This window comes from Terriglobales bacterium, from assembly GCA_035561515.1.
GTDB lineage: Bacteria > Acidobacteriota > Terriglobia > Terriglobales > Acidobacteriaceae > DATMXP01.
Genome location: DATMXP010000021.1, coordinates 1 through 21,138 on the forward strand (window position 1 = coordinate 1; position 21,138 = coordinate 21,138).

Here is a 21,138-nt window from a genome sequence, read left to right on the forward strand (position 1 = left end):
TTTGTTTCGGGACCAGGGGGTCGGAGGTTCAAATCCTCTCTCCCCGACCATTCTTCAAAATCCCGCGTAACTCGCTGAAAACCAAGTTCGAGAATTTTCGGCAAACATCAGGGTTCTAAAATCGTCCTCTAAGGCCGACCAATCTTTTCTCTCGCCTCTTCAACATCTTACGCAGCTTTCGCGCGCTTCGATTTTGACTGCGATTTCGGTATATTCGGATTCGAAGTACCGAAGGCAATTCAAAGCCGATTCCATACTCCTCAGCCCTCTTCTTCCGAAATGCAGCGTTATCTTTCACCATGTCGTAGAGATCGTCCATCGACGTCCCCGCGTGACCCAACCAGTAGTCACGAAGACCCTTGGGACATGCAGTTTCGTTCTTCAGGTACGTGTTGCGGAAACGACGGAACGCGTGGGTTCCCGCCTTGTGATCTCCCGTGTGCGAATTCACATAACCAAGCTTACTGCTCCTTAGTCTTCTTCTAAGTAGGGCTTTGTCGTCGCAGCGATATTCCGAACGTCACTGGAGAAAGCTGACGCCTGAATCAGAAGTCCAGGTCACCGTAGCGACATTCCTGGTCTTCAATCTGGATGGTCGCATGAGAAATTCCGTATTGATCTTTCAACATCCTGCGGAGTTCTGTCATGATCCCAATACCTTGTTTTGGATTCTCAACACAGACATGGCAGGTGACGGAATGCACGCCCGACGCCAGTGTCCAAAGATGGAAATCATGTACTTTCACAACGCCGGCAAGCTTCAACATCTCCTGCTGAACAGCTTCGGGGCTGATATCCGAAGGAGTTCCCTCCATCAGCACATGGGCCGTGTCTTTGAGCATCTTGATGGTGCGAGGAATGATGAATAGACCGATCGCAGCGCCGAAGATTGGGTCGGCCAGGTACCAGCCTGTGGTCTTCATAATGATGGCTGCAGCGATGACGCCAATGGAACCGAGTGCGTCACTAAGAACTTCGAGATAAGCCGCCTTCGCATTAAAACTCTCGTCCGAAGAGGAGGCGAGGAGGCGCATGCCAACCAGGTTTATTACCAAACCGAGGCTGGCGACCACCAACATCGGCGTGCTGGTTATTTCAGGAGGATGAGCAAATCGCCGTATCGCTTCGTAGAGAATGTATATCGAGATCAGTAGCAGGATGGCCGCATTCGAAAAGGCTGCCAAAACCTCTGCTCGATAGAACCCGAAGGTTTTATCGTGCGTTGCCGGACGTTCAGCATAGCTCATCGCAAGCAGTGCTAAGCCGAGAGCTCCCGCATCAGTGAGCATGTGGCCCGCATCGGCTACCAGCGCCAAGCTCCCGGTGAGAAATCCGGTGATGCCTTCGGCGAGCATGTATGTCGTGGTAAGCCCAAACACGAGCGCCATCCGGTTCTTTCTCTGTCTCTTGTCGACCACTGACGTTATCACCTTCTGAGTCTGGATTCATTCTCTGCAACGACGCGTCGTCAACGGGGTAAGATGCTAACGAATGACCCGACGCGAAAAACTGTTCTTCGTTCTAGGATTTGTTACGGCAGCGGTGATCGGCGCTGTTTTGCATCACCTTGCGACTACTCCTCATTGAAACGTGCTCAGATTTCACGCTGACATACTAGACATGATGATTGATGTGTAAGAGTCGCAAACAGTGCCACTCGAAGGCTTGTCGGGGGCTCTCTTGTCGGCTACGTGGCTAGTCGGTTTGTGATCGGAGTGAGCCCTCGTTTTGCTAGATCGCCCCTTCACCGCGATCGCCGGAACGGATCATCACCACCTCGGACACAGGAGACACAAAGATCTTTCCGTCGCCGGGATTGCCGGTGTGAGCTTTTTCCAAAATGATTTGCAACACTGGATCAACAAGTTCGTCGGCAACAACAATTTCCAGTTTTGCTTTCTTTACATAATCGATGCCGTCATCGAGTACAGGGTTCGGCGATCCGACGGCACGTGCACGGCCGAAGCCGCGCACGTCCGAGACGGTTACACCAGGCAAGCCCTCGATCTCCTTGAGTGCCTCCACTACCTTGGATAGCAGAAAGGGCTGGATAATCGCTTTGATCTCTTTCATAGATTCACCTAAATCTCCACTTCTTCTCGCCGTGCCTCAAACCAGCGATACAAGGTTGGAAGAACAAATAGTGTGAGTAGAGTTGATGTGACTAGACCACCGATAACCACAGTCGCCAGCGGTCTCTGCACCTCAGCTCCTGCACTGGTCGCGACTGCCATGGGAACAAATCCCAGGCTTGCAACCAGAGCGGTCATCAGGACTGGACGGAGTCGGGTGATTGCTCCTTCTGTCACGGCGTCTTCGAGGGGCGCACCCTCTCGGCGTCTCTGAAGGATGTAGGAGATCAAGACGACACCGTTTAAGACCGCGATTCCAGAAACGGCGATGAAGCCGACGCCTGCTGAAATACTCAGTGGCAACCCGCGCAATGCTAGAGCCAGTACTCCACCGCTCGCGGCAATCGGCACGTTCAGGAAGATCAATAGTGCCGGCCGCATCGTATTGAAGGTGGTGTACAGAAGAATGAAGATCAAGAACATCGAGAGAGGAACGACAATCATCAACCGCTGTGTAGCTCGTTGCAGATTCTCGAATTGCCCGCCCCAGACAATCCAATAGCCAGTTGGCAGTTGTATCTTGCCCCCCACCGCGGCTTGAGCACCCTTGATGAAGCTTGACAGGTCCCGACCGCGCACGTTTGCTTCCACACTGATTCGGCGATGAATATCCGTTCGGCTGATTTGTGCAGGGCCTTCTTCCGTCCGGAGCTCTGCCAGTTGGCTGATTGGAATCAGGCGCCCTTGAGGGTCAGCAACTTTGATGTTGCCGATCTTTTCGACAGCATCGCGATCCGACTTCTCAAATCGCACTTGAAGGGCAAAGCGTTTTTGGCCTTCAAGCACCTGCCCAACCTCTTTGCCACCAATTGCCTCTACGGCGTCAAGGACGTCACGTGTGTTTATTCCGTAACGCGCAATTTGATCACGTCGAATATTTACTCGCAGATAAGGCAAGCCACCCGTTTGTTCAGCTTTAACATCGGCTGCGCCTTTAATCTGAGACACCACTCGGACAATCTCGTCGGCCTTCTGCCGCAGCATGTCGAGATCGGTGCCGTAGAGCGTGATCGCAACGTCCGAACGAACGCCGGCAATCAACTCCTGCATTCGCAGTTCGATTGGCTGCGAATAGCTGAAGATATTGCCGGGTACGTTGTCATTAAGCGCTTTGTCAAATGCCTCAATTAGTCCTTCACGAGTAGAGGCCGTCTTCCACTCATCGTGGGGCCTGAGGATGACGTAGATATCACTCACCTCAACGCCCATCGGGTCTGTCGCGATCTCTGCTCGCCCTGTACGAGAGATCACGGTTTTCACTTCAGGAAACTGCCTGAGGACCTTTTCAGCCATGGTTGTGCCGTGGACCGACTCTGACAGAGCAACGCTGGGAAGGCGCCAACTCTGAATGGCGATCGTTCCCTCATCCAGTCGAGGTATGAACTCGGCACCCACGAAAATGGTTGTGATCACACCTAGCGTCAGCGCGACAACTGCAATTCCTGCGGTCAACCCTGGCCGTGCGATCGCTTTCTTCAGCCATGGAACGTACCGCGCCTTGACTTTGTGGACGAGCTTGGACTCTTCTTCTTTGACGTTCTTCGCGAGGAAAAACGAACTAAGCACCGGCATCAGCGTCAGAGCAAACACCAGCGAAGCAACGAGAGCGAAGATTACCGTCAACGCCATCGGGCGGAACATCTTCCCTTCGACGCCTTCAAGAGTGAGGATTGGGAAATAGACGACGATGATGATGAGTACGGCGAAGAAGACCGGTCTGGCTACCTCTCTCGCCGAATCAAGGACTACCGCGAAACTATTCTTCTCTCCTTTCGCTTTGGCTTCCGAAAGATGGCGGATGATGTTCTCAACCATCACGACGGAACCATCGACGATGAGGCCGAAGTCGATCGCTCCAAGGCTCATCAGGTTACCGCTGATGCCGAACCAGACCATGCCGCCAAATGCAGCTAACATCGACAATGGAATTGCCGCAGCAACGATCAGCGCTCCTCGAATGTTTCCAAGGAAGAGTAGCAGAACTACGATCACGAGTAGCGCGCCTTCGAGCAGATTCTTCTCGACCGTCTTGATGGTCTTCTGCACGAGATGAGTGCGGTCGTAATACGTATCGATGGTCACTCCCGCCGGCAATGTTTTCTGAATTTCATTCAGCTTCCGGTCGACTTGATTCGCAACTACTCGGGAATTTTCGCCAATCAGCATCATCACCACGCCAGTGACGACTTCTCCCCGCCCGTCTCGCGTGGCTGCACCCTGGCGAAGCATCGGGGCAAACTGGACGTTCCCCAAATTCCTTATGTAGACGGGGGTACCATTCTTGCTCGCACCCACGACAATGTTGCCAATGTCCTCAAGCGATCCAACCAGACCTTCGCCGCGAACCACGTATTGCTCCTGGTTGTGCTCGATGTACCCGCCGCCCGAATTGAAGTTGTTGCGCTCGAGCGCTTCGAACACCTTCGAGAGTGGAATGTTGTAGCTGACCAGGCGGTTGGCATCGAGTTGAACTTCGTAGGTTTTTAGTTCCCCTCCATAGCTGTTCACCTCGACAACGCCAGGGACCGACCGCAAGATGGGAGCAATGTCCCACTCGAGTATGCTGCGCAAATCCATCAGTGACTTGCCTTGTCCCTTAACTTCGAACTGGTAAATCTCGCCCAACCCCGTGCTGATCGGCCCCATTTCGGGTGTACCGAATCCCGCGGGAATTGCTTCTTTCGCTTGCGGTAAGCGCTCCATGACCAGTCGGCGGCAGAAGTAGATATCCATCCCTTCTTTGAAAAAGATGGTTACCGAAGACAAGCCAAAACGTGAGACGGAGCGAATTTCCGTAACGCCAGGCAATCCGCTCATTGCAGTCTCGACCGGGAAGGTGACCAAGCGCTCGATCTCTAGCGGGCCAAGTCCGGGGGAATTAGTGAGCACGATGACTTGGTTGGGGGTGATATCAGGTACGGCGTCGATGGGCAGCACCTGCATGGCCCAGATACCCACACCAATCACCAGTAAGGTAAAAACGATCACCAGAAATCTATTGTGAAGCGCAAACTCAACGATTCGGTTCACTGTTACTCCTCCCCGCCGATGAGTTCACGCATGAGAGCACTTTTCACATAGAAGCTGCCCTTCGTTACAACTTTGTCACCCGATTTCACTCCGGATTTGACCTCGACCAATTCCGGAGTCCGCTCGCCAATCTCAATCGTTCGTTTCTCGAATTTGGTCGGCTCCGTTTGGACGAAGACCACAGGCTGTCCACTAATCTCCTGCACTGCTGACGCGGGCACGCTGACGCCAGTGCGAGATTCCTTGGTGGGAACCGTGACGGTGGCGAACATCTCGAGTTTGAGTCGACCGGCGGGATTCGTGAGTACGCAGCGTAATTTGGCGGTGCGCGATGCCGGATCAAGCGCATCGCTGAGATAGGCAATCTTTCCAGTGAAGACTTCACCCGGATAGGACGCGAGAGTAACGTCGCATTGGCCACCACGGGCAACGTATTGAATGTCCTTCTCGTACACATCCGCAAGTGCCCAAACCGTGCTGGTATCGACCACGGTAAAGAGCTCTTTGTCGCGACCGACAACCTCGCCCTTCGATACGTCGTATGTTGTAACCACGCCCGCCAGTGGCGCACGAACCGTATTGTGCGAGGCGGTGCGATGTACCGCGTGTTCGGAGCTATTGAGGCGCTTGATGTCCGGATCGCTCATGCCGAAGCGATGCAGTTTCTCTTCCGCTCTTGCAACTTCCGCACGACGGCTTTCAACCTCTGCGGTGGCTTGTTGATACTCCGCGCGGCGAAGTTCAAGCTCTCTCGGAGAGATCGCTTCCACGGCAATCAACGAATTGGCACGTTCGACGGATCTCTTGGCAACTTCTTGTTGTGCCTCTGCTTTGTCCAAGCCACCTAATAAATTCTTGTACTCGCCGACCGACTCACCGAGCTCAATGCTGTCGTAAACGAGCAGCGGTTGGCCCTTCTGGACTCGATCTCCAAGCTGCACGAATACATCTTCGACGACTCCCTGTGAGAGCGGAACGATATGAGAAACGCGCGCTTCATCGGGAGAGATAACGCCTGTCGTCGTAACGACTTGCTGCACCTTGCGCTCGACGGTAGTTGCAAACTCGATGCCGCCGTTCCTCTGCGCATCGGCGCTGATCTCGACGACGTTCGGATCGTGTTTTTCCTCTTGCTCACCTGATGACGACTTTCGTGAGCGCATCAGCAATAGCGCGGCGGTGAGAGCAACGACTACAACGATTCCGGCAATGATTGCCTTTCTATTCACTTTAAAATTCCTTTCCTACCGAAGCCTGGAGTTGGAAGACGGCTACGTTGTAGTCATAGAGTGCGAGGTTGTAGGAGCGAAGTGTCTCGCGATACACACGTTCAGCATCGAGCAATCCAATCAGATCGAGCGCACCCAAGCGGTACGACTCCTGTGCGATCTCGTGAGCTTTTCTGGCCGCGGGCACATACTCCTGCTCTAGAACTTTGACTCGTTCGGTTTGTGTGCTCAGCAACTGGTATCCCTGCTGTACCTCCCGCTGAACCGCAAGCAGTGAACGGCTGACTTCGTATCTCTGCTGCTCAATCTGCGCCGTGGCTCTGTCGATGCCGGCTTGATTTCGGTTGAATATCGGCAATGGCAGAGTGATCCCGAAAACGGCGGTATTAACGCCAAAATCCCGCTTGTAGCCAAATGAAGGCGTCACATTGGGAATCGCTTCGGCCCGCTGCAGGTCGAGATCTCGACGATTCCGTTCGAGCCGCTGTTGAGCAGCGGCAAGATCTGGGCGACTCTGGATTGCCAGTTGCTGCATCTCCGCTAACTGAACAGGTTGCAGTTTGGCAGTCAGCGATTCCGTTACATCGAACTGGCTGGTGAGATTTCCAGACCCAAGCAATTCCAGCAGTGCAGTTTTTGAATTGACCAACTGGAGACGAGAATCTAGAGCATCGGTGTAAAACCGCAATCTTTCCGCTCTAATCCGGTTCATCTCCAAACCAGACAGTTCACCTTGCTTGAAACGTTCTTCATTCAGTCTGATGACGTCATCGAACTGCTTCAAGATCTCCTGGGCGAGAGATAACTGGCTCTTCGCAAGTACGACCGCGTAATAACGGCGCTTTACTTCCAGTCTCAGTTCTCGTTCAACGTTCTGAATATCTGAACCAGTAGCGCGTAGATCTTGTTGGGCCACCTGTGTGCGTTTTGATCTTTTTCCACCAGTCTCAATGGTCTGTCCGGCTCGAAACGTTAGCTCCTGGTTATTCCAGAACGATCCCGGGTTCGACTCGAACAACGGATAGCTTTCGGAGTTTGCATCGAAGTCCGGATTAGGACGCTGTTTCGCTTGCCTTACGTTTGCATTGGCAATGGCAAGATTCTGGCGATCCCGGAGCAAAGTGGGATTGCTACGCATCGCAATCTGTAGAGCATTGGACAGCGTGAGCTGTTCCGGCACTGAAACAGGCTCTTGAGCTGGCAAAGCGACAGGCGCAATCAGCGCCAAAAATATTAATAAACTGCCTGCAATGGGCAGGGCTTTTGAGGTCATTTCGACCACTCCTTCAAACTGGAAATTGAGCTTATCCGTGGGCTGGGAACGGAGACATTCATTTCGCTGCGGGACAACAGTCTGTTCAGTTCGCTCAACCCAACAACGAACAACCGTCGAGTTTCCGAGGGAGGGACCTTAAGTATTTTGGAGGTTCTCTCGACGCTTAGGGAAAGTCCTCGGACGAGAACAACAGCAGCGCGTTGCATGTGACCTAACTGCGTGAGCGCTCTTATCAATTGATCTTTGGTGCAAGTGGGACCTGGCTGCGCAGCTATCCCATTCGCTAACGCTCGCCTCATGAGCGATACGACAGTCTGATCATCGACTTTCGTGCCCGTTGCCCGAATGTGCTCAGCTAATGTGTCGATGATGAGCGTTTCCGCCACCGATTGACTGCCGACAAAGAGCTGAAAGAAGCGAAGCAGGACGGGTGACCACTTGAATGAAAAATGGTCCGCGTCCGCGATGACGCGTCTCTTCGTGAACATATCTGCGAGTCCGCTTGAAATGAAAAACAGTGTCCGTGTAGAGATCGAAACTGGGGTTATCCCAAGGCGATCAGGACAGAAGCAGAGCTAGGCGCGAGGAGGGTGATAATAAGGTTCTGAGAACTCCAGCAAGCGAACCACAGGATCAGGCTGAACGGCCGGTTGGATCGTCGAGACGGCAGCCAATTCAAAATTCGGAGTAGGCGAAACATGGGAACAGCAGCAGAAGCAGTCTTCGTCTCCATCGGGTACCGCTGGAATCGAAGTTCCGTGGTCGTCAGCAGAAACAGCCGAAGACGTCTGGATCGAAGGAGGGATGGGTGGAAAATCGTTGTCAGCCTGACAAAGCGCAGGCACGCCCATGTCCACTACCGCCCAAAGCAGTAGGAACAGGGCCGCGATTCTCTGCCACCGGTTTGACATCTCAGAGCATATGATACGGGAAATCCACCCTGTGTCACAGTTATATGTGACGAACTGTGGTTGATGCCGAAATCAGCCTCGAGAATTTCGCGGTGCATCTCGGTACAAAAGGGGCAAGGAAGAGGTCGGAGGTCAAATCCTCTCTCCCCGACCAATCATTCCAGTGAGCGTTTTGCCCCTCCTTCTACCACGCGCGTTACCTTATCAACGCGCTCTTCCACCACGTCTTTGAGTAAACATCCAACGTTATGCTTCTGGTGCTACCGGCATGGCCCATGCTGTCGAGGAAGTCTTCGCAGGCAAATCGCTCCGCTGCGGTCCATAAATCACTCCTTGAGCGATGTAGCTTTGTGGCTCAATAAGAGAATCTGCGATAAATGGACCTTTCCATCTCGATCTTCAGGCTCTTCATGATCTCCTGAGGGTGGAAGCCGATCTTCTTGAACCCCTCAGCGGCGCTTTTCTTCGCATTATGGAAGGCTTCATCGTCTTCCCAAACGGCTGTCGTTATGACGTTATGGCGGCTCTCGCCATCGGTTTTCTCGTAGACGAAGCCTTCCAAGAATCCAGGCAACGTCCTGAGAAAACTGGCGCTCTTTCGCACAGCTTCTAAGAACGCTGGCTTCGACTCCTCAGGAACGATGAACTTGTCTATTAAAATGATTTCCAATCGTCTTCTCCTGTCTCAACCGATTGAAGCAATGTTCGGCCCTGGTTCGCATTGGAAACAGCAATGCCCGTTTCCAACAACCATAGCTGGATTTTCGTACCAATGTCTTTGGGGTGGTCTTCCTGCAAGTAGTGAATCCCTGAACCGAGGTGGACGAGCTTGCAGTTCCTGAGCTTGTTAGCAAAGCTTTCGGCGAAAGTGGGCGACACGAGCGCACCGGGATTTCCTACAAAAAACAGCTTCGGATAGGACGACGCTGCCAAGGCGCGGTGCGCTTCCTCCATCGTGGAGTACACATCCGCCGGCTCTCCCGCGATCGGCAGATCATTCGGGAAGCGCCACGTAGGTCGACGCGACTCGGGCGTAAGAAAAGGCGCCCGATAAACGGCCATTTCTTCGGCGGTAAGCTTGCGTACAGTTGCCGCCGGCAGGACGTTCTCAACGAATGCGTTGCCTTCGATAATCATCTTCTCGCCGACTCCTGGCGTTCTGAACTTCTGAAAAGCTTCGCGTGCAGACACGTGAAAATCATCCCAAGTCGGCATGGGGCGGATGAATTCCATAAACGCAAGGCCACGAACGAATGCCGGCCTGCGCGCAGCCAGGTGAAAGGCCAGCGCCGTGCCCCAATCTTGTGCCACAACAGATGCCGACTCGATGCCAAGCTTCTCGAGGAAGGCGTCAAGGTAGCGAACGTGATCGAAAAAGCGATATTCGATATCGGGCTTACCGGACTGGCCGAAGCCAATGAGATCCGGTGCGATGCAATGCGCGATCGGTGCTACCAGCGGAATAATGTCTCGCCAAATATAGGACGAAGTTGGATTACCATGCAGGAAGAGAACAGTGGGCGCATTGGCATTTCCCGCTTCGCGATAGGCCATGGAGGACTCCAACACGGAGACTTGAGGCAATGCAACATCAGGAACTACTTTCATTTCAGGTCCTTGAAAACGGTTTCAAAGATGATGTTCTTGAAACGGTCGAGAGCGGCCGGCCCGCGCTCAACTTTCATGCGAAGGATCGCACCCTCCCACGAAGCCAACAGGAATTCGGCGAGGTCCGTGGGATCGAACGTGGAATCAATCTCGCCGGCGGACTGAGCCTCGGCAATGCATGCCGCAAACGGAGCCCGCCACTCCTGAAAGATTTCTTCAAGGCGCTTGCGCAAGAGCTTGCTCTGAGAACTGGCTTCCAGACTGAAGTCGCCAATCAGGCACCCGCGGCTCCATCTTGCGCTCTCGAGTCTCCCACTGATGATTTCGAGATAGCGCTTGAGACGCTGCCGGGGGGTCAGAGACTTGTCCTCCAACGCCTCTTTCGCCAAACTCTTCGTATGCGTGAAGTATCGATCGAGTACCTCGCGAGCAAAGGCTTCCTTGGATCGGAAATGGTTGGTGAAAGAACCTTGCGGGGCATCGGCTGCGGCACAGATATCTCGCACGCTTGCGCCCTGATACCCGAACTGGAACATCATCTTTAGACCGGCGTTGAGGATGTCTTCCCGAAGCGAAGGTTTGCTCATATGAATGATAATACGTACGTACGTATTAATCGTCAAGCCAGGCCTGGCACGGCACTGGATGAATTGTCATTCGTGGAACAGGTAAGCGGGTTCAGATACGCCTGGTGATTCTGTTTTTCGTTGTTCGGTCCGCTCAAAGCGAGCACAATTGCTCTACAACTCGCCGAACCAGGACGGTCGCCATGGCTTGTCAGACGGATATTCTGATCCGTGATTTCCGGGTCCGCGGCAATTACTTCAACCAACGGAGTCTGGTTTCAAAAGAGGCTTTTCATTATCTGAGAAAGGATGGGCAGCGAACTCGTTCCCCCGGCTATTCTCCGCCGGAAGTTTCCATCGAGTTCGAAGATGGAACGATCGGGAACCTTGTCGTCAGCGAAATCGATATTCCGTTTCTCTGTGATGACGATTTCGAAACCGCTCGACAGTATCTTTCCCAAATCTTGCAGGCGCGCAGTGGAGATTCGCAGGCAGCTCAAGGCCTGTATGAGGCGGCCCGTAAGCATCCCTGGTTCGCTCGAGGCGAAAACTGCCTTCCCCAAGAGACTCTGTATGCCGTTCCGTGTACCAGCACAAATCCACACTCAGGAGAAGAAATCAGCCAGAAGGGCTCGATCCTGCTGCAGCTCAGCCAGAAGGGGTACCCGGTGCCTGATTTCGTCGTGATGACGGCGCAGGCTTACCTCGATCGAGAGCAGCATTTGGAACAACATTTTTCTGACGCAATCTCCCAACTGGAAGCCTTGACCATGCAGGGCCTCGGAGATCCGGCCAACCCTCTCGTGTTTGTCATCCGCTGCGCCACACCGCGTTACATCCCCGGTGTCATGGACACATACCTGAACGTCGGGATCACTGAGGCCACGCTCCCCACGCTGGAAGAACGATATGGTGCGCGCGTCGCCCGGAGAATGTTTCTCAATAATCTCGGCAACCTCTCCCTTCTGTTGGGCGAAGGAGAAGGTGTCCCTGGTGCTACACGTGATCTGACATTGGTGGAAATTTCGGGCTTGGTGGACAGCTTCCTCGCAAAAATAAGAAAGCGCGACCGGCGACTCGTCGAGGACGCGCCTCATCAATGCATGTTTTTCGTTCGCCAGTCATATGAAGACTTTGAACAGAACCGGGAACTTGTCCTCACGCTCGGCCGAGGACAGCAGTATTCTCCTTCGCTGATTCTCCAGAAAATGGTTTGCACCGTTCGGGATGAAACCGCCTACGCGGGAGTGGTATGCAGCCGCCATACGCAGACAGGCGTAGGAGTGGAACTCCAAATGGCGCATGACATCTTCGGCGAAGAAATCATGACCGGAACAACCGAGGTACAATCGCTTGCCTTCAGTCATCGCGAAGAGGTCAAGGAAGGCTTCCCCGCCGTTTACCATTTCGCTCCACACCTTGCGGAACTCGAACGAGAGTTCGAATCGCCCGTGACCATCGAATTCGCTGTCGAAGCGACGAAACGGTTCCAATGGTTTGCGCTTCTGCAATTGAACGAAACGGGCATGTCCGGTCGTGCTGCCCTTGCAGCCGCCATCGACCTCCACAAGTCCGGCGCCATCTCGCGCAAGCGAGTTACAGAGCTGGTCCGTCCCTACCACATTAAGCAACTCTCCAGCGACAGCATTGAGGAAGACTCTTTCGCGCTCCTGAGCCCTTTCTGCACCGGCGTGAGTGTTCTTCCACGATCAGCGGTATCGGCCCGGGTATGCTTCTCGGCAGACGCTGCATTGCAGTTGAAGGGCGCAGGCGAGAAGGTCTGTCTCTGCAAGGAAACGTTCATACCGACCGACACGGTTGTAATGCACGAAATGGATGCGCTCCTCAGCCTGACGTCGGTTGCCATCCACGTGGTCACCATCTGCCAAAGCTTGGGTATCCCTGCGCTGCTCAGCCTGGAGAAGAATGGAGTTAAGTTCGAAGGCGAGTGTCTCGTCAATTCTGCGGGCAGAATCATGAAAGAAGGCGATTGGATAACGATTTCTTCGCGCCGCCAAACCGTGTACGAAGGGAAGGCGCATTATACGGCCGCCCGACTTCTGCGTTACATGCAGGGCGAACAGGTAGACTTTTCACCTGGTGAGCAGACCGCTTTCGACTCCGTTGCCTATAACTACCGCTATTACCAGCAACTCATCAAAGGTTTAACCATCGGCACGATTTCCACCCTCGACGAAATCACTCGGCTTGTGAACGTGGAACTGCGCGCCAGTCCGGACGAGGCAACAGCGCTTGTAAATAGCTGGTTTGACGAGCGCGAGCAAGTTTACGTCGAGAACGTCTTCAAGAGTGACATCGGAGACCACCTGGCCCAGAGCCGCGTGTTTGATCTGCTAACGCTCGAAAGAAAGATCACGTTCTTCAAGCGCGCACTCGCCAAGTGTTCTCGAGAACATCTATCCGGGTACGAAGCAGGTGCGTTCATGCTTGGTCGTTTCCTCTCAAATCGCTATCCTGTTCAATTCTGGAGGTCTTTCGCACCTGCGGAAGTCGCACTACTCATCAATGAATGGGTCCTGTTCGAGAAATACATCCAGCTCTTGTATGACATGGGTGAAAGAAAACTACTGCAAGCCCGCAAGAAGATCTTGCAGGAAGGTCTCGACCCCCTTCGCCTCAATACTGCGAACGTGAAGAGCCTCATCTCAATCAAACTGGCTGGGGTCCCGCTTACCGAGACACAGCACGCGATCCAGGACTGGAACGATCCACAATCGAACCGGGTCATCGAGTTATTGCAGCAGCCTTATTCCGAGTTTTTTGATTTCCAGAAGCAATGGTCAGTCGCCGAACTGGAAAAAATATGCCGGGCAGACAACATTCCTGTCCCCCGGCCTGATGATGTCTAAACGAGTTCTAGCGACCTGCAGCAGCTAATTCGGGCACCTTAACTCCGTACAGGTGATCTCTGTCTATCGCCATCTCCAACTCCCGCAAAACATCCGGGAGTTCCTTGGAATCTCTCGCCGCCACCAACCGGCCCAAGGCGAGAGACAGGGAGAGGACGGCGTTCATTCCGAGGTTTCCCTTACGTTGCATAACCTTGATCTTCTCTTCGTCCGGTGCATCAGGCGGAATCTTTCCACGTTGAACCGCCAGATCCAGTTCCATCAAGAGAAGCTCACGATCCACATCGGCAATGCTGCCTAAGGACGAGATCTTCTGTCCAAGGAAACGGGGAGCCAAAATCTCCGTGACGTTCGCGACAGCATTCAGGCAGCCCTTTCCTCCGTAACGCTTGGCCCTCCGCCACAGTTCCGCTAGGTCTCCGCCAATCTCTCCGACCGTCTTAGCGTTCGCGTACTCGGAGAACTTGTAGACTTTGTCGCGAGGGTTGTATTTGAAGAAGTCCGGATACTTTCGCGTAACCGGGCCGGCTTCAATGATGCTATCAACCAGGTGAATGGCCTCGTCGCTTCCAGCCGATGTGCCAAGCGGTGTCGACCCGGTGAACTTCATGCCATTCTCGAGCATCACCACGACTCCAACACTCGGAATGCCGGCATTTGTCGGTTCCTCGTGTGCTGTAATGTCTGAGATCCTAATGTCCGGATCGATCGCTCGCGTGATCCTCGATCCCTTTTTGGCCATTTCGATCAGCTCGACGACCCTGCTGTACTTCACCAATCGCTCGGTATTCGAACCACCGCCGCATTTCAGACCCAAGGCACCTACCCCAACCGCGATGTCGGCCTCCATCACCTCGTTCGGCGACTTGGAGCGGTGAGACACAACGAGCGCAAGCCCCTTGTCTTTCGCAATACGAGTGGCGAGCAAAGTTTCACTCAGTGAGCCGATCTGGTTGGCTTTGATGAGAGCGGTGTTGATGAGGCCGTCTTCTGCGCACTTCTTTATCGTGGAGTCTTTCGTCGTAACCAGGTCGTCTCCGATGATCAGAATTTCGTCGTCGAGGGCTTTCATTAGCTTCTTCCAGCCCTCATAGTCATCTTCCGCGAAACCATCTTCGATCGACACGATCGGGTACTTCTTCACCCAGCGCACGTACAGATCGACCATTTCATCGGTCGACATCACTTTCTGGTCTTCGGACCGCCAGAATAGATACTGACCGACAGATTCCTTTTCACCCGTCTTTTCTCTGTATGCATTGCTGAGTTCACTTGCAGCGGGATCAAGTGCCAGGCATACGTCCCGGTCGGGCACGAAACCGCATTCTTCTATAGCGCGTACGGCCACCCTCAGTGCGCGCTCCTCGGGCAGCAGGTCCTGTTTCTCTCTCGCGTAGGAGCCGACGATCCCACCCTCGAGGCCAATTCCCACGAAGTTAAGCCCTTCGGAGTCCTGGATGATCTGGATTGCCCGGCCCTGAAGCATGTTGATCATGCGTTGGGCTTCTATATAGTCCTGCGCGGTCAGAGGCAGGAACATGAATTCTTGAAAGCTGAGGTTCCCGCCCATTTCTTCCGTGTGCCGTCCGCCCATGATCGAGTTACGGAACTCCCAGGGCGCGAACACGACCTTACCGTCCGCCAGTTTGATCTCCTGTAAACGGTGTAAGCGAAGCTTTCGGCGCAGTTCGACAGGATTTCCTGTTCGGACCTCGCCTGCGACCGTCGCAACCGGTTCGGCCGACCTGACCTCAGCCGCTTTCGTTGCAGCTTCCAGCTGACGTTGTTTGAAGGCCTTGTATTTGCCGAGATCTGCGATTAGAAAGTCGAAGAGAGCAACGACGCCAACCGTGAACAATAGACGTCCGATGTACACAGCCGACGAATGCGGCCTCATCATTCCGTAGATGACAAGTGCAATGCCCGGCAGGAAAGTGAACCGACACAATGCAAGGCTGGCACGCGGGCCTGCGGCAGAGACAGCAAGGTTCTGGGTCTTGACGCTGGGGTGAAAATTACCGGCTTCCTTATTAACACCGGGATAGAGCCCATAGGGAATCTTAACGAACATCTCTGCGTACCAGCGGAGTCGACCCCAAAGATTCCGACGGAGCTTTTCGAGGGCAGGCCCGGTCAGTTCCGGCCTTAGATTATTGGTTCGAACCGCGGTAAGGTAATGGCCGATCTCGTGGACAGCGATGTTGACATGCCAACCGGCATACCAGATTGCCGCAGAGATCAGCACTTCGACGCTGAGAAACATGTCCCGAATCACTTCGGAGCGTGTTGAAACTTGAGAGGAAATGCTCAGTAAAGAGGTAAGGAACGCCGCGTGGAAGGACACCAATTTGTGGTTAGCGATGATCCAGCCACGGTCCAGCGCAGGCGCCTGAGGATTGCGAGGAAGCAAACGGCGAAAGAGTCCAGCAAATGTTTTCATGGCCGCTAGTCCATCCCGTGCGATTTAGGATTGCGGACTCTTGACCAATTATCTGCGATTCAATGGGACATAAGCCCGCATTCGGCGCGCATTTTATTCACGCCCACACAACGCTGTCGGTGATGTGGAACACACTCGGTAGGACATGGAGTTCGAAAAGCAGCCGAAGAACTTTAGAGCTAACCCGAGAAAAAATGGCTCGCGGTCGTAGTTCTTGACTCTTGCATTTCACGATTGAGCCCACTTCCCGTAATCTGAAGCTCGAGGCCTGAAACCATATGCCGCAGCATGACGAAATGTTCCTTGGCGTTGATATCGGCGGCACGAAAGTGGCTGCGGGGTTGGTCAACACCAAAGGCGAGATGCTCTTTAAGACTCGCGCTCCGATGAACAGCACCGGGAGCGAAGAGGATGCGTTGTCGTCTGTTTGCACCGCAATTGACTCGGTGCTCGCCGAAGCGTCGGCGAAAATCAGGGCTATCGGAGTGAGCACTCCGGGAACGGTTGATCTCGCCACGGGCACGGTCGTGAATCCTTACAACATCCCATGCTGGCGGAATTATCCGCTCGGGCAGGCCATCCGCGAGAGATATGGATTGCGGACCGAAGTCCACAATGACGGGAATGCAGCTGGGCTCGCCGAAGCGCTTTGGGGCGCCGGAGCAAGCCACAAAATGGTGCTGTATGCCACGATCGGCACCGGAATTGGGACCGCTATCGTGTACGGTGGGCGCTTGTACCTGGGCCGCACGCACTCGGCAGGCGAGGGTGGGCACATGGTCATCAACTTCCAGGGACCGAAGTGCAATTGTGGAAAGTCAGGCTGCATTGAAACGTTCGCTGCGGGGCCTGCTATCGCACGGCGAGCCCAGGAAGCTGTTCAGGCGACTTCACATGAGGGAGAGGCACTCCTGCGACTAGTTGAAGGTAATCTGGGGGACGTCAGGAGCGAAACAGTAGCTCGCGCGTGGGAACAGGGGGATCCGCTCGCAACCAGAATCCTGGAAGAAACAGTGAACCTGCTGGCGATTTGGTTTGGCAATATGATTGATTTCATCGAACCCGACGTGATCGTTGTTGGAGGAGGACTGAGCGGATTAATCGCAAGGTGGTTCGAAAGGCTCGGGGAGCAAACGGCACGGTGGTGCAATAATCCGCATTCTCGCGAGATAGCGTTTGCTGAGGCGAAGTACGGACCCGATTCGGGGATAGTGGGTGCCGCAGCTGTGTGCTTCGCGGGTAAGAACTACATCAGCTAAAACTCTGTAAAAAAGAAGAAGCCGGGCAATTTCGCCCGGCCTTTTCTTGCTTGCGACTTTTGGTTAAAAGTCGAACTTGAAGCCCAGTTGGATCTGGCGATTGAGGTTGGATTGCGAAGTCGGCAACTTGCCAAAGCCGGAGCTGGTAACGTTCATATTCGGACCACCAGGAATCCAGGTGTTGGCAAAGTTGAACGTTTCGATCCGGAACTGGCCGTTATACCGTTCGCTGAACTTGAATCTCTTGATGAGCGAGATATCAGCGATCGGCGAAGTTGGGTTGCGAATCCTGCCATCAAAAAATCCGCTCGTCCGCAAGTCCAGATTCGCACTGTTAATGATCTGCCACGCAGGCGTACAAGACGGCGTTGCAGGGGTATAGGTGCCGGTCGCGCTGCTAAACGAAGGGGCGGCCTGGACGCAGGTGTTGAACTCCCTGCCTGCCGTAACCGAACCGGTTGGATCTGCGATCAGGTTTGCATTCGAAGGCAGCGAAACAGGTGTGCCCGACTGCACCGTAAGAATCATGTTGATCGACCAGCCGCCGACTAGCAGTTCCACCGGACGGCTCGCGTTCCCAAGCATGCTGTGACCACGACCGAAGGGCAGTTCCATCAACGAAGAGATCACGAGGCGATGCGGGCGATCAACTCCGCTGATGTTCTTGTGTGGAGCCGGATCTTGAGGATTGAGGAACGACAATGCTTCCTCAGTTTTCGAGAAGGTGTAGGACACCATAACCGAGAGTCCGTTTGTATACCGTTTCTCCGCCAGCAGCTGCAACGCGTTGTACCAAGTTTGGCCGACCGATTCCTGTCCATAAGCGATGGACTGGAACTGCGGATACGGAAGGAGCAGCTGTTGCCGCGAGACGGTCGAGCCGTTCAGGTTCGTGTTAGGAATCTGACCGGCAAAGGGGTTCGTTACAGCCGTTGCAAGGTATTGGGCAGCGGTTTGGTAGGTGCCGCCCGAACCCGTGGGTGCGCCGCTGACAGTCTGGCGAATGCCTGCGATCTGGCTGTTGCTCAGTACGTTGATGTTCCTTGCACCACCCGCCTGATTGTCGTTGGTGTTGATATTGCTGGTATGGCTACCAACATACGAGGCATCAACCTTGATCTGCCACGGAAGCTGATGCTGCACTCCAAATGACCACTGGTCGACGTGCGGAATCTTTCGATCGGGATTGTTGAAGATAATGCTCTGCCCTGTGAACGTCGAAAGTCCAGCCGAACTACCCAAGGGTTGCAGGACGGTGGTGAAAGGATTGGCGAGTGGCGGTGCCGCGGGATTGTTCCCACGCGGGAGGAACTGATCTGCGGTGGTTCCGCCGGTGATGTTGTTCGCGATATAAGCGGTGTCCTGGGAGAAGCCCTGGGAAGCACCGAATGCAGCCTCAGGCAAATAGAACCGGCCGTAGCCGCCACGCAACACTGTGTTTTGGAGCAACTGATACGCGGCTCCAATGCGTGGCTGCACGTGGTTGTAGTCAGTATTGAATGCACCAGCCGGCTGACCATCGGTTCCGGCGAAGTAGAGTCCACCTGTCAGGTTTTGACAAGCCGGGCATACCGAAGCGCTTGCCGACTTCGCCACTGCGGCGAGCGGTGACGGATCGGTCGTGTTAAAGCCGCGATTCATCCGGTTCTGTGCTTCTGAAGGCGAACCTTCGACGTCAAAGCGAAGACCGGCGTTTAAGGTCAGCCGATCCGTGACTCTGATGTCGTCCTGAACGTAATAGGCCTGATACCACCAACGGTAGAGCAGGTTTGGTGTGTATTGAATGATGCCAGCCGATGGAACGCCGAGCAGCAGGCTGGCAACCGCGGATCCGGAAGAGGCACTGAGACTTGCCGTTGGGTTCGCCTGGGTCCAGTTCGGATTAAAAGTGAACTGGCCTCCTCCGTAGACGAACGAACCGCCACCGGTCGCGTACGCGATATTCCGAAGGTCGGCACCCACGTGTACGGAGTGCTTGCCAAAGATCATCTGCAGGCTGGGCTGAAACCCAATAACGGTGCTGATTCCGCTGCGCGGATTACGCGTACCGGCATCCGGGATATTCGTGTTGCTGAGGGTAAGGCGCGGAGGCACAGGAACAAAACGGCTCGCCGCGAAAGAAGGACTGAAGCCAAGCTGAGTGACGTCATATCCGAAAACAGTCGAACGGTCTACTCGCTCCGTGTACCGGGCAAGTGACGCGCGAAGGTCAAGGATCATCGTGTTCGAAAGTGTCGTGACACTATCGATCACAGCACTGTCATTCGATCTGGCGAGCGGGTCCTGTGCGTCGTACAGCGGGCCAGTGAAATTGAACGCCCCATGATCAAATTGATTTCTGCGGCCATGGGCATACCGGAAATACATCCGTTCCCTGTTGCCGAAGTTCTGATCGACGCGAATCAGATAGTTTTTGAAATGGTCTTCGCTCGTATTGGTGCCGGTACTGTAATTGTTGACCAACAGATTCGTGCCTACGTTGGGTACCGGATAGGCATTGAGTAGCTTCTGGCCAACAGTTCCATTGAACCGTGCGGACGGAATTATGTTCCCAGGGAACGGGTCGCGGATGCAGCAGTTGCCGTTTGCATCCAAACGCGTGCTCCACGGATCGTAGATCGTCGGCTCACCTGCAGCCGAGAAATCACCTTGCCGTTCCGCCAGAGTCGGCACGGTAGTCAGGCCCGGCGTGGGCTGAACTTCGTGATAGTTCTCGTAGGAGAAAAAGAAGAAGGTCTTGTCCTTGCCGTTGTACACACCAGGAATACGGACCGGTCCGCCGATTGCGCCGCCCCAATCATCCAGAGTGTGTCCACCGAGATTTTCTTTTGTAACCGGATCTCTCGAGTAGCGAGGCAAGCCCGCCGCTTTGTTCGAAATGCTGTTCGCATCCAGTCCGTAGCGGCGCAAGAACTCGTAAGCGGTACCGTGATAAGTGTTGGTACCTGACTTCGTGGATACGTTGATGATGCCGCCGCCGGTACGGCCGTATTGAGCATCGTAGAAGTTGTTTACGATCTTGAATTCCTGGGTTGCATCGACGGACGGGATGTACGCAACGTTCAGGTTCGCGTGTGAGCGATCGCCTGCCGTATCGGAGACGGCATCATCGGGCGCGCCATCGATCAGGAACGAGTTCGACTGACGAAGACCGCCATTGATAGTGAAGTTCGCATTGTCACCGTTATCAAACGGACGCTGGAATGACAGGTTGCCCTGGAATTGAACGCCCGGGACAAGTTGCGACAACATGAACGGATTGCGCCCCACCAGGGGCAGTTGCTCGACGCGCTGAGTCTCGATCAGGTTGTCGCGTGTAGCTGTACTGGTGTCGAGCAGCGGCGGCGTATCGCTGACCGTGAGAACTTCCTGGACTGAACCCAAAGGAAGCGTGAAGTTGATTTCGGTCTTGTCGCCAACGTGTAGGACTACGTTGGTCTGCTGGGAGGTCTTGAATCCCTGGGCATCAGCGGTAATCACGTAATTGCCGGGGATTAGAAATGGGATGGTGTAAGTGCCGTCCGCAGTTGCAGCACCCGTGGTGACCACGCCGGTATTAGTATTCTTCGCCGTGACTTTTGCAGCAGCGATACCCGCTCCATCGGGGTCCTGAATGCGACCGGTCACAGTGGCGCGAGTTTCCTGCGCGCCTAAATAGCTCGTTCCGCACGTAGCCAGAATGCTTGCGAACACAAGCGTGAGCATCCTCCGCATAAGCCTTCGTGACATTTTTCTCCTCGTCATCAGGACCGTTTCCCACGTTGCGGGAGCCTCCGAAATCGCAATATTTAGAAACGGTTCCAATTTTGTGCGTCAA

Annotated in this window: 12 protein-coding genes; 2 read left to right on the forward strand and 10 right to left on the reverse strand. The window is 54.3% G+C overall.

From position 1 onward, the window contains the following. Positions 1-545 precede the first annotated feature (545 nt). From VN577_09150 to VN577_09185, 8 genes are all read right to left on the reverse strand, one after another. Positions 546-1,388 (reverse strand): cation diffusion facilitator family transporter, encoded by an 843-nt coding sequence (locus VN577_09150; GenBank protein HWR14983.1) that lies wholly within the window; start codon positions 1,386-1,388, stop codon positions 546-548. A gap of 343 nt (positions 1,389-1,731) precedes the next feature. Further along, positions 1,732-2,073, reverse strand: a complete 342-nt coding sequence (locus VN577_09155; GenBank protein ID HWR14984.1) for a P-II family nitrogen regulator — start codon at positions 2,071-2,073, stop codon at positions 1,732-1,734. 8 nt (positions 2,074-2,081) lie between these two features. Continuing rightward, positions 2,082-5,162, reverse strand: a complete 3,081-nt coding sequence (locus tag VN577_09160; GenBank protein ID HWR14985.1) for a CusA/CzcA family heavy metal efflux RND transporter — start codon at positions 5,160-5,162, stop codon at positions 2,082-2,084. A gap of 2 nt (positions 5,163-5,164) precedes the next feature. Next, positions 5,165-6,391 carry an efflux RND transporter periplasmic adaptor subunit gene (locus VN577_09165; protein HWR14986.1) on the reverse strand — a complete coding sequence of 409 codons (1,227 nt, stop codon included), beginning with the start codon at positions 6,389-6,391 and terminating at the stop codon, positions 5,165-5,167. 1 nt (position 6,392) lies between these two features. Then, positions 6,393-7,664 (reverse strand): TolC family protein, encoded by a 1,272-nt coding sequence (locus tag VN577_09170; protein HWR14987.1) that lies wholly within the window; start codon positions 7,662-7,664, stop codon positions 6,393-6,395. Between the two features lie 1,269 nt (positions 7,665-8,933). Beyond that, on the reverse strand, positions 8,934-9,248 hold the full coding sequence (locus VN577_09175; protein HWR14988.1) for an antibiotic biosynthesis monooxygenase family protein: 315 nt from the start codon (positions 9,246-9,248) through the stop codon (positions 8,934-8,936). Continuing rightward, positions 9,233-10,186: a haloalkane dehalogenase gene (locus tag VN577_09180; GenBank protein ID HWR14989.1), complete on the reverse strand. Its 954-nt coding sequence runs from the start codon at positions 10,184-10,186 to the stop codon at positions 9,233-9,235. Before VN577_09180 ends, VN577_09175 begins: the two co-directional genes overlap by 16 nt. Then, positions 10,183-10,773, reverse strand: coding sequence for a TetR family transcriptional regulator C-terminal domain-containing protein (locus VN577_09185; GenBank protein ID HWR14990.1), 591 nt, complete (start codon positions 10,771-10,773; stop codon positions 10,183-10,185). Before VN577_09185 ends, VN577_09180 begins: the two co-directional genes overlap by 4 nt. Positions 10,774-10,955: 182 nt before the next feature. Here VN577_09185 and VN577_09190 point away from each other — a divergent pair, with 182 nt between their 5' ends. Beyond that, positions 10,956-13,622: a hypothetical protein gene (locus VN577_09190; protein HWR14991.1), complete on the forward strand. Its 2,667-nt coding sequence runs from the start codon at positions 10,956-10,958 to the stop codon at positions 13,620-13,622. Positions 13,623-13,629: 7 nt separating this feature from the next. Here the strand turns inward: VN577_09190 and VN577_09195 are convergent, their stop codons facing one another. Next, positions 13,630-16,062 carry a hypothetical protein gene (locus VN577_09195; protein HWR14992.1) on the reverse strand — a complete coding sequence of 811 codons (2,433 nt, stop codon included), beginning with the start codon at positions 16,060-16,062 and terminating at the stop codon, positions 13,630-13,632. 278 nt (positions 16,063-16,340) lie between these two features. Here VN577_09195 and VN577_09200 point away from each other — a divergent pair, with 278 nt between their 5' ends. Then, complete coding sequence (locus tag VN577_09200) at positions 16,341-17,321, forward strand: ROK family protein (GenBank protein HWR14993.1); 981 nt, start codon at positions 16,341-16,343, stop codon at positions 17,319-17,321. A gap of 63 nt (positions 17,322-17,384) precedes the next feature. Here the strand turns inward: VN577_09200 and VN577_09205 are convergent, their stop codons facing one another. Beyond that, complete coding sequence (locus VN577_09205; GenBank protein ID HWR14994.1) at positions 17,385-21,050, reverse strand: TonB-dependent receptor; 3,666 nt, start codon at positions 21,048-21,050, stop codon at positions 17,385-17,387. Positions 21,051-21,138: the final 88 nt, after the last annotated feature.